11 protein-coding genes are annotated in these 12,273 nt (G+C 74.5%); 6 read left to right on the top strand and 5 right to left on the bottom strand.

Features of this window, described 5'->3' with window-relative positions:
- Positions 1-13: 13 nt before the first annotated feature.
- Entirely contained in the window at positions 14-1,171 is a 1,158-nt protein-coding gene (locus JOD95_RS01615) for an acyl-CoA dehydrogenase family protein (protein ID WP_209682533.1), read from the bottom strand.
- A gap of 23 nt (positions 1,172-1,194) precedes the next feature.
- On the opposite strand from JOD95_RS01615, the gene JOD95_RS01610 reads away from it, so the two are divergent.
- Positions 1,195-1,986, top strand: a complete 792-nt coding sequence (locus JOD95_RS01610) for an SGNH/GDSL hydrolase family protein (protein WP_209682530.1) — start codon at positions 1,195-1,197, stop codon at positions 1,984-1,986.
- 73 nt (positions 1,987-2,059) lie between these two features.
- Here JOD95_RS01610 and JOD95_RS01605 read toward each other — a convergent pair whose 3' ends face one another.
- Both JOD95_RS01605 and JOD95_RS01600 read right to left on the bottom strand, forming a co-directional pair.
- Complete coding sequence (locus JOD95_RS01605) at positions 2,060-3,457, bottom strand: serine hydrolase (RefSeq protein ID WP_209682527.1); 1,398 nt, start codon at positions 3,455-3,457, stop codon at positions 2,060-2,062.
- A gap of 10 nt (positions 3,458-3,467) precedes the next feature.
- On the bottom strand, positions 3,468-4,799 hold the full coding sequence (locus tag JOD95_RS01600) for a D-alanyl-D-alanine carboxypeptidase family protein (protein ID WP_209682524.1): 1,332 nt from the start codon (positions 4,797-4,799) through the stop codon (positions 3,468-3,470).
- A 140-nt stretch (positions 4,800-4,939) separates the two neighbouring features.
- On the opposite strand from JOD95_RS01600, the gene JOD95_RS01595 reads away from it, so the two are divergent.
- On the top strand, positions 4,940-6,178 hold the full coding sequence (locus JOD95_RS01595; RefSeq protein ID WP_209682521.1) for an acetamidase/formamidase family protein: 1,239 nt from the start codon (positions 4,940-4,942) through the stop codon (positions 6,176-6,178).
- The gene (locus JOD95_RS16790) at positions 6,175-7,746 is read left to right on the top strand and encodes an AtzH-like domain-containing protein (RefSeq protein ID WP_209682519.1); all 1,572 of its coding nucleotides are present in this window, start codon (positions 6,175-6,177) and stop codon (positions 7,744-7,746) included. The genes JOD95_RS01595 and JOD95_RS16790 overlap by 4 nt, the downstream gene beginning before the upstream one ends.
- Before the next feature lie 36 nt (positions 7,747-7,782).
- On the opposite strand, the gene JOD95_RS01585 is transcribed toward JOD95_RS16790, so the two are convergent.
- The gene (locus tag JOD95_RS01585) at positions 7,783-8,610 is read right to left on the bottom strand and encodes an RNA methyltransferase (RefSeq protein WP_066654382.1); all 828 of its coding nucleotides are present in this window, start codon (positions 8,608-8,610) and stop codon (positions 7,783-7,785) included.
- 74 nt (positions 8,611-8,684) lie between these two features.
- Between JOD95_RS01585 and JOD95_RS01580 the strand changes: the two genes are divergently transcribed.
- The 3 genes from JOD95_RS01580 to JOD95_RS01570 all read left to right on the top strand — a co-directional run bounded on the left by JOD95_RS01580 (position 8,685) and on the right by JOD95_RS01570 (position 11,149).
- Entirely contained in the window at positions 8,685-9,623 is a 939-nt protein-coding gene (locus tag JOD95_RS01580) for a Sir2 family NAD-dependent protein deacetylase (protein WP_209683344.1), read from the top strand.
- Positions 9,620-10,255, top strand: a complete 636-nt coding sequence (locus JOD95_RS01575; RefSeq protein ID WP_066654386.1) for a histidine phosphatase family protein — start codon at positions 9,620-9,622, stop codon at positions 10,253-10,255. The genes JOD95_RS01580 and JOD95_RS01575 overlap by 4 nt, the downstream gene beginning before the upstream one ends.
- A 168-nt stretch (positions 10,256-10,423) precedes the next feature.
- Complete coding sequence (locus JOD95_RS01570; protein WP_066654388.1) at positions 10,424-11,149, top strand: hypothetical protein; 726 nt, start codon at positions 10,424-10,426, stop codon at positions 11,147-11,149.
- A 47-nt stretch (positions 11,150-11,196) separates the two neighbouring features.
- On the opposite strand, the gene JOD95_RS01565 is transcribed toward JOD95_RS01570, so the two are convergent.
- Positions 11,197-12,270 (bottom strand): glycosyltransferase family 1 protein, encoded by a 1,074-nt coding sequence (locus JOD95_RS01565; RefSeq protein ID WP_066658246.1) that lies wholly within the window; start codon positions 12,268-12,270, stop codon positions 11,197-11,199.
- Positions 12,271-12,273: the final 3 nt, after the last annotated feature.

The following is a 12,273-nucleotide window of genomic DNA, read 5'->3' as shown; positions in this document are numbered from 1 at the left end:
GCCGGGCTCCGGCTCAGGCGAGCGGCCCGAGCTCCGCGGCGGCGATCGTCCGCGCCGCCGCGTCCCGCGTCGACGGGTGGTACTGCCCCGCACGGACGTCCCGCGCGAGCCGGGCGAGTTCCGACGACGCCCGGAACGCCGAGCCGCCGGCGAGCCGCAGCGCCTCGTCCACGACGTGCTGCGCCGCGTCCACCGTCCGCGCCTTGGTGCCGACGAGCAGCGGGAACCAGCGGGGGCCGAGGTCGTCCAGCTCGTCGACCGACCGGGCCAGGGCGGACACCTGCAGGGCGACCGCGTCGACCGCGCCGCGCAGGTCGGCGACCGCACGGCGGACGTCGGGGTCCTGCGACCGCGGGACGCCGTCGCGCCCGCGTCGACCGGACACCGCTGCGACGGCCAGTCCGAGCGCCCGTTCGGCGATCCCGACGTACACCGACGCCACGAGCAGCTCGAACGCCGCGAACACCCCGAAGACGAGCGGGTCCTGCGTCGGACCGACGGGGAGCACCCGGACGATCCGCGACGCCGGCACGTGCACGCCGTGCAGCAGCGTCGTCCGGCTCTGGGTCGCGCGCATCCCGAGCGTGTCCCAGTCGTCGAGGTGCTCGACGTCGCCGTCGGACCGCAGCACGAAGCCGTGCACGAGCCGTGGCTCCGGACCACTGGTGTCCTTGCCGAACACGCTGAGGACGTCCCACGCCGGGGCGAGCGAGGTGGACACCTTCGTGCCGGTGAAGCGGTAGCCGCCGTCGCCGTCCGGCTCCGCCGTCGTCGACGAGTCGAACAGCACGGCGTCGTTGCCCGGTTCGCTCACCCCGAAGGCGAGCAGGTGGTCGTCCGCCGCGTGGTCGGTGACGGTCTGGAGGAACGACCCGCCCCGCGCCGTGACGGCGCGCGCCGCCTGCACCCACACCTGGTGCATCCCGAGCCCGAGCGCGGTCGCCGGCGCGGCCTGCGCGAGCCGCCGCTGCAGGGTGCTCGTCGCGGCGAGGCCGAGCCCAGCGCCGCCCTGCTCGACCGGGACGCCGATGCGCAGCCAGCCGGCCGCGCGCAGCTCCTCGAGGTCCTCGGCGCAGAACGCGTTCTCGGCGTCGTACCGCGGCGCGCGGGCGGCGATCCGCTCCAGCAGGTCCTGCGACAGCGTCCACCCGGGTTCGTCGGCCAACGTCATGCCACGAGACTACGGTCGGAGGCGTGTCAGCTCGTCATGCGTGGTCCAGGTACGTCGCGATCGGTGACTCGTTCACCGAGGGGATCGGTGACCCGGACCCCACCGTCCCCGGCGGCAACCGTGGGTGGGCCGACCGCGTGGCCGAGGTCCTCGCCGGACGGGCGGACGGGTTCGCGTACGCCAACCTGGCGATCCGCGGGCGCCTGCTCGGGCAGATCGTCGACGAGCAGGTCGAGCCGGCCCTCGCGCTCCGCCCCGACCTCGTGACGGTGTCCGCGGGCGGCAACGACATCATCCGCCCCGGTTCGGACCCCGACGAGCTCGCCGAACGGTTCGACGGCATGGTCGGGCGGCTGCGGAGCGACGGCGCCACCGTGGTGCTCTTCACCGGCCCCGACGTCGGCATGACACCCGTGCTCGGCATGGTCCGCGGCAAGACGGCGATCTACAACGAGAACCTGCACGCGATCGCGCTCAAGCACGGTGCCCTCGTCGCCGACATGTGGGCGCTCCGGGTCCTCCGCGACCCCCGGATGTGGGCGCCGGACCGCCTGCACCACTCCCCGACCGGCCACGCGACCGTCGCCGCGGCCGTGCTCGACGCCCTCGGGGTCGAGCACGGGCTCGACCCGGTGACGCCGGAGCCGCTCGAGGCCAGACCGTGGCGCGAGGCCCGCGTCGAGGACCTCGGGTGGGCGCGCGAGTACCTCGTCCCCTGGGTCGTGCGGCGCATCCGGCACACGTCGTCCGGCGACGGCATCAGCGCGAAGCGGCCCGACCTGCAGCCCGTCGAGGTGACGTCCGACACGCCCTGACCCGGGATGCACCCTCGGTCGGAGGCCGCACCCCGGTGTGCGCAGCGCGGTGTCCGCCAGGGGGCGCGATCGGTCAGTCGACCGGGCGGCGCAGCGTGAGCGGCCCGTCGTGCAGCGGCTGCGTGGTCCACTCCCCCGTCGCCGTCCCCGCGGTCGGGTCGAGCCGGAGCCGGGCGGCGTGCGGGGTCTCGACGAAGCGGACGACGACCTCGACGGTGCCGTCGGGTCCGGTCGCACCGCTCGCGGCGAGCGGCCCCTCGACCGACCACGCGCCCTGACCGACCGGGACCGACAGCAGCCCGCCGTCGACGTCGACCGTGAGTCGCCAGCCCTCGGCGTCGGACTCCAACCGGAGCCCCTCGAGCACGCCGTCGGACTCGTAGGCCCCGGCCACGGCGTCGGCCAGGCGACCGCCCTGCACCGGGGGCAGCCCGAGGGAGGCGAGCCGTGCCTCCAGACCGGGGTCCGCGTCGACACCGGCGGCCGTGCCCGCAGCGCCCCCGTCGCCGTCCTGCGGCGCGATCGCCGGCAGCAGGTGCTGCCAGGCCGCGTCGAGCACCGCCTGCATGTCGAGCGACTGCCCGGTCAGGGCGAGCACGACGTCCTGCTCCGGCAGCACGACGCAGAACTGGCCGTACGCGCCGTCGCCGCGGAAGCCGTGGCGGGCCATCCAGAACTGGAAGCCGTAGCCCTGCCGCCAGTCCGCGTTCTCCTCGTGGGGGTTGTCGACCTGCGTGCTCGTGGCGGCGTCGACCCAGTCCTCGTCGAGGATGCGCTGCCCGTCCCACACACCCCGCTGCAGGTACAGCTGGCCGAGCGCTGCGACGGCGGCCGTCGGCGCGTACGCACCGCTGAACCCGAGCTCGGCGCCCGTGTCGTCGCGCTTCCACGCGAGGTCGTCGATGCCGAGCGGGTCGAGCAGGCGCGGGCGCAGGTAGTCGACGAGGGACTCGCCGCTCGCCCGGCGGACGATCGCGGCGAGCGTGTACGTGCACGGCTGGTTGTACGCGAAGACCGTGCCGGGTTCCTCGTCCGGCGGGGTGAGGAGGAACCCGCGGACCAGGTCCTCCGGGTCGGTGGCCTCGGCCCGCTGCAGGGTCTCCTCGCGGTGCCCGGACGCCATCGCGAGCAGGTGGCGGACCCGGATCCGGCGACTGCGCTCGTCGGTGACGTCCGCGTCGAGCTCCGGGAAGCACGACAGCACCGTGGCGTCGAGGTCGACGAGCCCCTCACGGACGGCGATGCCGACGGCAGCGGCGGTGAAGCTCTTGCTGAGCGAGTAGAGGAGGTGGACGCGGTCCGCGGCGTAGGGGGCCCACCAGCCCTCGGCGGCCACCCGGCCGTGTCGCAGCAGCACGATGCTGTGCGGCTCGACGTCCGGTGTCGACTCGAGGGCGTCGAGGAACGCGGTGATCCCGCGGGCGTCGATGCCGAGGGCGGACGGGGTGCTGCGCGGGAACGTCGTCGTCACGCTCGAGAGCCTACGCGGCGAGCCCCCAGCGCTGCGGTGGCGACGCGGGGTCGAGCGACGTGGAGGCCGCGCGCGGGGCTGCGCCGGCGACGGCTGCCGACGGGCTCGTCTCGACGCCGCGGAACGGGTTCGTCCAGCGCCACCAGAGCCCCGGGTCCTCGATGGAGCGCTGGAGCTCGAGCGGCACGGTCACGGGGTCGTGGTGCTCGATCGAGAACCGTACGGAGCCGACCCGCTCGCCCCGCTCGCCGAGCGTGACGCTGTCGAGCCGGGTGCGTGCGGTGACCGTCGTGTCGCCCCAGACCAGGACCTCGGCGGCATCGGCGGCCACGGCGTCGGCGTCGTCCCGCCAGGGCGTCGAGTAGGTGCCGAAGGTCTGGCCGGCGTGCGTGAGCGTGACCGTCTGGAAGTTGTCGGCCACCGAGCGGAGCAGGCGGCGGACGTCGACGTCGAGTGACGGGTGGTCCCTGCCGCCGAGCATGACACCGACGACGGTGACCTGCCGGCCCCCGCGCTGGTACGTGGCGGCGAACAGCAGGCAGGCCCCCGCCTCGTCGAGCGTGCCGGTCTTGATGCCCTCGATGCCGTCCATCCCGAGGAGCTTGTTCGAGTTCTCGATCTCGCCCGCCCCGGGCACGGTCACCTGCTCCGTCCCGACGATCTCCTTCACGACGGGGTCAGCGAGTGCGAGCTGTCCGAGCCGCACCAGGTCGGTCGCCGTCGAGCGGTTCGCGGGGTCGAGGCCGGTCGGCTCGTGGATCGTCGTGTCGTCCAGCCCGTGCTCGTCCAGCCAGGCCGAGGCGGCGCGCTCGTAGCCGTCCATCGACCCGAAGGCCCACAGCGCGAGTGCACCGGCGTAGTTGTTCGCCGACTTCATGAGCATGACCTGCATGGTCTGGTGCTCGGACAGCCGCAGGCCGTCCGGCATCGGCGCCACCTCGCCGTTCTGCGCCAGGTACTCGGCGTAGAGCGCCTGCATCTGCGCGTCGAAGCGGATCGTCGGGCCGGACTCCCCGCGGTCGAGCGGTCTCGCATCGAGCACGACCAGGGCCGTCACGACCTTGGTGATGCTCGCGATCGAGCGGGCCTTGGTGTCCCCGCTGGTGCGCAGGCTCTCCGGGAACCCGGTGGCCTGGACCGCGGTCGCCCCGTAGCCCGGGAACCGCAGGTCCGGCAGGGTCGAGGTCGGGGCGGAGTACTTCGTCGTGGTGGCGCTCGCCGGCGCGAACGGCACGACGGCGACGGCCACCAGGTACCCGACGGCGAGCAGGAGCACCGCGACGACGCCGATCGTCACGGGCCTCCTGACGGCGGAGCGGGGGCTGCGGACGACACGGGGCACGGGAACCGAGGGTACCGGGCAGTCCCGGGGTGCCGGCCGACAGCGAGCCGCCGGTCGTCCCCCGACCGTCGTGTGACGAACACGTAAAACATCGCGCTCCGGGATCCGTGCGTCGCCCGGCAGCCCCTAGCGTGCTGGACATGCACCACGGAACCACCCCGGGCGCCACGCGTGGCGGCCGCACCACCGCCCCGTCCACCGGCCCGGCCACCGACCCGGCCGAGGGCAAGAAGACCGCACCGGGCCCGGCTCCGGCTCCGGCTCCGGCTCCGGTCACGGTGCTCCAGCCCGACACCGGCCCGGTCCGGTCGTCGCGGTACCTGCCGGCCGAGGCCGACCGGGTGCTCTGGGGACGGCTCCCGAACGGCGACGACCGCCCGGTCGTGACGCTCGCTCCCGGTGACGACCTGACGATCGACACCGTGAGCCACGAGGGGCTCCTGCCGGACCAGGACAGTGACCCCGTCGCCTTCTTCGGCCGCCACGGCGTCGCGCCGGAGCACGTGCTCGCCGACGCGGTCGCGATCGCCCGGACCGGTCGCCGCGACCCGGAGCGGGACGGCCCGCACGTGGTCACCGGGCCGATCGCCGTCGACGGTGCCGAGCCGGGCGACGTCCTGACCATGACCGTGCTCGAGACGCTCCCCCGCGTGCCGTACGGCGTGGTGTCGAACCGGCACGGCCGCGGAGCCCTGCACGGCGAGTACCCGGTCGACGGGCGCACCGTCAGCGTCTTCGCCGACGTGGTGCCCGCCGATGACGGGCCCGGCGACGACGGACCCGGCGACGACCGGCTCCTCGGACGCATCCCGCTCACCGAGCGCGGCGACCGGTACGCCCGGTTCCCGCTCGCGCCCTTCCTCGGCATCATGGGCGTCGCGACCCCCGGCGAGCGGCTGCACTCGGTCCCGCCCGGACGTCACGGCGGCAACATCGACGTCAACCTGCTGCAGGCCGGTGCGCAGCTCCACCTGCCGGTCCTCGTGCCGGGTGCCCTGGCCTACGTCGGCGACCCGCACTTCGCACAGGGGGACGGCGAGGTCGCGCTCACCGCCATGGAGGCCTCCCTCCGTGCGACGGTGCGCTTCGACGTCACGCCGGCCGCCGAGGCAGCGCAGCAGTTCGGGGAGCTCGTCTGGCCGCTCGTCGAGACGCGGGACCACCTGGTGCCGACCGGACTCGACCCCGACCTCGACGAGGCCGTCCGGGCCTGCGTCCGGCACGCGATCGCGATCCTGGGCGCGCGGTACGGCATGGAACCGCACCTGGCGTACGCCTACCTCAGCGCGGCGACGGACTTCGACGTGTCGCAGGTGGTCGACCTGGTGACCGGGGCGCACGCCCGCATCCGCAAGGCCGACTTCGCGGACGTCCGGTGAGCGCCGCACGGCAGACCGGTGGTCCGACCGCACACGCCGGACTCCTCGACGCCCTCGACGCCTACGAACGGGCACTCGCCGACGACGACCTCGCGGCGCTCGACGACGCGTTCGTCCGCTCCGCCGACACCCTGCGCGGCGACGACCGCGGCCTGCTCGTCGGGCACGACGCGATCAGCACCTTCCGCGGTGCGCGAGGTGGAGTAGCACCGCGCCACCTGTCCCGCACCGAGGTCCGGGTGCTCGCCGAGGACCTCGCCCTCGTCGTCTCCGTCGCCGCGTTCCGCGACGGCGGCTCGGGTCTGCAGACCCAGCTCTGGCGCCGTCAGGCCGACACGTGGCGCATCGAGGCGGCACACGTCACCGGGCGGACCCGACCCCTCGACACCACCGTGTGGCGCGTCGTCGGTGACCCGCTCCTCCCGCCGACCGGCCGCGGCCGTCTCGACGGCGCCACAGTGGCGGTCAAGGACCTGTACGCCGTCGCCGGCCACCGCGTCGGGGCCGGCAACCCGACGTACCTGCAGGAGTCCGTGCCCGTCCCCGCCTCCGCAGCGGCGGTCGCCGCCCTCCTCGACGCCGGCGCGTCGGTCCGCGGCATCGCGCGGACGGACGAGTTCGCCTACGCGCTGACCGGACGCAACGAGCACCACGGCACCCCGCCGAACGGCGCCGACCCGTCGCGTGTGCCGGGAGGCTCGTCCAGCGGATCAGCGTCGGCCGTCCGTTCCGGGGTGGCGGACGTCGGACTCGGCACGGACACCGCGGGATCGCTGCGGATCCCCGCCTCGTACCAGGGGCTCTGGGGCCTGCGGACGACCCACGGCGTCGTCGACCCCGCCGGGCTGCTGCCGCTCGCGCCGTCGTTCGACACCGTCGGGTGGCTGACCAGGGACGCCGACACCATGGTCCGGGCCCTCGACGCCTCGGTGCCGCACGGGTCGCACCCCGTGTCGGAGGCCGGGGTGCCGGTCGTGCTCGCGGAGCTCCTCGCCGCCGCGGACCCGGCGACGCAGGGCGCCTTCCACGCCGTGGTCGGTGACGTGCCGGTCGTGACGCTCGCCGACCTCGGGCTCCCCGCGCTCGACGACCTCCGCGACCTCCTGCGGCTCGTGCAGGGTGTCGAGGCGACGGCGGCGCACGGGAAGTGGATCGCGGCCCACCCCGGCGCCCTCGGGGCCGTCGTCGGGCAGCGGTTCGCCGCGGCCGCCGCGAACCCGCCGGACCTCGTCGCGGAGGCCCTCCGGCGCTTCCCGGGGGTCCGGGCGGCGATCCGAGCGGCCCTGGTCGACCGGGTGCTCGTCACGCCGACCGCTCCGGGCCCGGCCCCGTCGCTCGGCGCCGGCGCGGAGGAGCTCGAGCGCGTCCGCACCGCGACGACCACCATGACCGCGCTCGCGAGCGTGGGCGGGGTGCCCTCCCTGAGCGTGCCGGCGCTCACCGTCGACGACGCACCCGTCGGACTGTGCCTGACCGGCGGGACCGGCACCGACCGAGCACTGGTGACCACGGCGGACCGCTGGCTGCGCGACGGGGTCGGCACGGGCCTCCCGGCCGGCGCTGCCTGAAGCGGTACGCCGGGCCGTCGACGAGCGGTCAGCTGGTCAGGTGGTCGGACGTGCAGCGCGCTGCGCGTGCGTGACCGCCCAGAGCCCCACCGCGCTCGCCGCCGCCACGTTGAGCGAGTCGACGCCGTGCGCCATCGGGATGCGGACCGTCGTGTCGGCGGAGGCGATCGCGGCGTCGGTCAGGCCCTGCCCCTCCGTGCCCATCACGAGCGCGACCCGCTCGGGGACGTCGGCGACGAACGCGTCCAGGTCGACCGAGCGGTCGGTGAGCGCCATCGCGGCGAGGTGGAAGCCCTGCGCGCGGAGTTCCTCGCCGGCGGCCGGCCACTCCCCGATGCGGGTCCACGGCACCTGGAGCACCGTGCCCATGCTCACCCGGACGCTCCGGCGGTACAGGGGGTCCGCGCAGCGCGGGCTCACCAGGACCGCGTCCGCCCCGAGGCCGGCGACGCTGCGGAACACCGCGCCGACGTTGGTGTGGTCGACGACGTCCTCGAGCACCACGACGACCTTCGCGTCCCGGACCACGTCGGCCACCGACGGCAGCTCCGGTCGGTGCATCGCGGCGAGGGCACCCCGGTGCATCCGGAAGCCGGTGAGGTCCTCGAGCAGCGCATCCGGTCCGACGAAGACCGGGCCGTCGTGGTCCGCCACCAGGGGCAGCACGCTGTCGAGCCACTTCTCCTGCACGATGACGCTCCGCGGGACGTGCCCTGCGCGGACCGCGCGCTCGATGACCGTGTTCGACTCGGCGATGTACAGCCCGCCCTCGGGCTCCGTGACCCGCCGCAGCGCCACGTCGGTGAGGCGGGCGAAGTCGTCGAGTCGGGGGTCGTCGAGGGAGTCGATGCGGACGGGGTGCACGGGGCTCGTTTCGTGGGAAGGCGGCTGGGCGTTCGGCTGTTGAGGGTACCGTGGACGACGTGCTGACCGACCCGATGACGGACGAGCTCGACCGCGTCGTGGAGCTGCTGACGGGCAAGCGCGTCGCCGTGCTCTCCGGCGCCGGGCTGAGCACCGACTCCGGCATCCCCGACTACCGCGGCGCGGGCCGGGTGGTGCGGAAGCCGATGACCTTCCAGGAGTTCCGCTCCGACCCGGCGAAGCGCCAGCGCTACTGGGCCGGTTCGCACCTGGGGTGGCGCACCTTCGCCGCCGCCCGGCCGAACACCGGTCACCGCGCGCTCGCCGCCCTCGAGGACGCCGGCATCGTCACCGGGGTCGTCACGCAGAACGTCGACGGCCTGCACCTCCGCGCCGGGTCCCGGCGGGTCGTGGAGATCCACGGCTCGATGGACCGCGCGGTCTGCCTGACGTGCGGGCAGGTGTTCTCGCGCGCCGACCTCGCCGGCGTGCTCGACCGCGAGAACCCCTGGATCGACGAGCCGGGCACGGTGCAGCTGCAGCCGGACGGCGACGTCGAGATCACCGACGTGGAGCGCTTCCGGGTGCCCGACTGCTCGGTGTGCGGCGGGGTGCTGAAGCCGGACGTCGTGTTCTTCGGCGAGTTCGTGCCCGCCGAGAAGTTCCGCGAGGCCGTCTCGATCGTCGCGGACGCCGACGCGCTGCTCGTCGTGGGCTCGTCGCTCACCGTGAACTCCGGCGTCCGACTGGTCGACCACGCCACCCGGCGGAAGCTCCCGGTCGTCATCGTGAACCGGGGAGCCACCCGCAGCGACCGACGCGCGGTGGCGAAGCTCGACGCCGGCACGACCGAGACACTCGAGGCCCTGGCTGCGCGGCTCGTCCCGTCCGGCGCGGCGTCGGCTGCACCGGAGCCGCCCGCTGCGGAGTCGTCCGCTCCGGTGATGGCTGCTCCGGTGTCGGCTGCTCCGGTGTCGGCTGCTCCGGAGCGCTCTGGCAGGATCGACGGGTGACGACGCTCCTCACCCTGGTCCGGCACGGCGAGACCGACTGGAACGCGCAGCGGCGCATCCAGGGATCGACCGACATCCCCCTCAACGACACCGGGCGTTCCCAGGCCGCGGCCACCGCGCTGCTCCTCGGTCGCCGACGGTTCGACGCGGTCGTCGCGTCACCGCTGTCACGCGCGTTCGAGACCGGCGCGATCATCGCCCGCCACCTCGGGCTGCCGGAGCCAGCCACCCACCCGGGTCTCGCGGAGCGCTCGTACGGCGAGGCCGAGGGGCTCACCGACACCGAGGTCGCCCAGCGCTACCCGCACGACGACGTCCCCGGACGGGAGTCCCGCTCCGCGCTGCTCGCACGGGCGACCGAGACGCTGGCCGAGATCGCCGTCCGCTTCGACGCGGGGTCGGTCGTGGTCGCCACGCACGGTGCCGTCATCCGGGCCGTCGTCAACGCCGCGGCTCCCGGCACGGCGGACCGGTACACGACGCCGATCCGCAACGGGTCCGTGCACTCCTTCCGCTGGGACCCCGAGCGGTTCCGTGCCGAGCTCGTCCGCTTCGACGACCCGCTCGACGAGGTCTCGGAGCAGACGGGCGATGAGTCCTTCGCCGAGCAGAACCCACTCGAGCGGCGGTAGCGCGGGCGGCGGCCCGTCGCGCACTGTGGACCGGCACCGGACGGTGGACCGGTACCGGACCGTTACCTGCGGCTGCGCGAGCGCGGCGACCCGCTCGGACTAGGCTCCGGTCCACGGGCGGCCCGACCACCGTCCGGTGGTGCTCGCACCCGTGCGCGAGGAGGGGCCGTGACGAACCAGGGACCGGTGGACGACCGAGTCGACTCGTCCGACGACCTCGACCGGGCGTTCGGCCCGGACACGGCCTCCGTCACCCGGCCGTCCACCGGCCAACGACTCCGACGCGGCACCGTCATCACGCTGTCCTTCGTCGCGGTCGGCGTCGTCATCGCCGTCGTCCTGTCGACGATCGTCGGCAGCATCCAGACCGGGGTCGGCGGGGTGTTCCCGCGACCCCAGGCAGCGCTCGACCGGTTCCGGACCGCGGCGGCCGACGTACCGGGCGTGCTCGCCGTCCGTGACGAGGAGACCACGCGCGACTCCCTCGCGGCCTACCGGGTGTCCGCCGTCGTCGAGGCGTCACCGGACCTGTCGCCCGGTCAGCAGGTCGACCTCGTCCGCGCCCTGAGCGCCGCGGCGGCCGACGCGGACGGCAGCGGAGTCGTCGTGTCGGCGGAGGCCCGCTTCGACACCCTGGTGGTCGGGGTCACGACGGACGCCGAGGTCACGCGACAGCGGCTCGAGGTCGCTCGCTCGGTCGCGGCGATCGGCGGGGTCGTCGCGGTGCGCAGCGACTGGGGTCCGGGGGCACCGTCGGACGAGCCGGACGCGCAGCGCGTCGAGCTCGCCACGGTCGGCACCGGTGTGGCCCTCGCCGCGATCATGGACGTCGCACAACGTGAGACGCACGGGGTCTTCCCCGGCGCCGAGGTGACCTCGCGTCAGCCGTCCTGACGACACCGCTGCTGTCGGCGCCGCCACCACTCGTGCGCCGGTCCCGGTCAGCGCTGCTCTCGGTCCTGCACCGCGCGCTCGACGGCCCGGGTCACCTGTTCCGCCGAGTCCTGCCACCGGAACCGGGCCGCCCGCTCGAGCGAGGCCCGCGATGCCTCGTCCCAGCGGTCCTCGAGTCGCCGCACCGCCGCTGCCACCGCGGACGGCGACGACGGGTCGAAGTACTCGGCCGCGTCCCCGCCGATCTCGCGGAAGATCGGGACGTCGCTGACGACCACCGGGGTCCCCACACCCATCGCCTCGACCAGGGGGATGCCGAAGCCCTCGTCGAACGAGGCCGTCGCCAGCGCCGTCGCCCCGCGCAGGGTCGCCAGGTACTCGTCGTCGGAGGCACCGTCGTGGAAGACGATCGCCCCGGTCGGCGCCAGGGCCTCGAGCCGTCGTCGGTCCGCGTCGGACACCCGCGACATGCAGTGCAGCGTCCAGTCGGCTCCGAGCAGGGGCAGTGCGGCCGCGAGCGTCTCGACGTTCTTGTACGGCATGAACGACCCCATGTAGACGAGCGTCCGCGCACGGCTCCCGTCGGGCTCGCGGGGCACGGCCGGGTCGGCCGCGTTGTACGCCACCGTGACGGGGCGCTTCGTCAGACGGTGTCGCTCGATGAGCCCCGCGGTGGTCTCGGACACCGTCACGACGCCGTCCGCGCCGTTCAGCAGCAGGCGTTGCGGCGCCCAGCTCAGGTGGAAGAGCCGCCAACCGAGCCGGATCGGCCACGAGAACTCCCGCGGAGGCGTGCGGTTCCGGTAGTAGATGAGGTCGTGCAGCGTGAGCACGAGGGCGTAGCGGCGGCCGCGGGACCCCATGGTCTGCATCGGTGAGAAGACCGCGTCGAGACCGAGCCGGTTCACCGTCCGGGCCACGAGCGGCTCCCCCGCGTCCGTCGGGGCCGGGATGCGTTCCCACGGGATGCCGTCGGGCAGCGACGCGAGCTGCCGTTCGTCGTGCACGAGCAGGACGTGGTCGTGCCGGTCGGGCAGGTGCGCGACGACGCCGGCGGTGAAGCGGCTGATGCCGTCGTGCCGACCGATCCGGACGTACCGGCAGTCGATGCCGATCCGCAGGCG

Source organism: Curtobacterium sp. 1310 (assembly GCF_017834105.1).
Taxonomy (GTDB): Bacteria; Actinomycetota; Actinomycetes; order Actinomycetales; family Microbacteriaceae; genus Curtobacterium.
The sequence above is the reverse complement of the archived record's forward strand: the minus strand, read 5'-3'. Positions and strand labels throughout refer to the sequence as shown.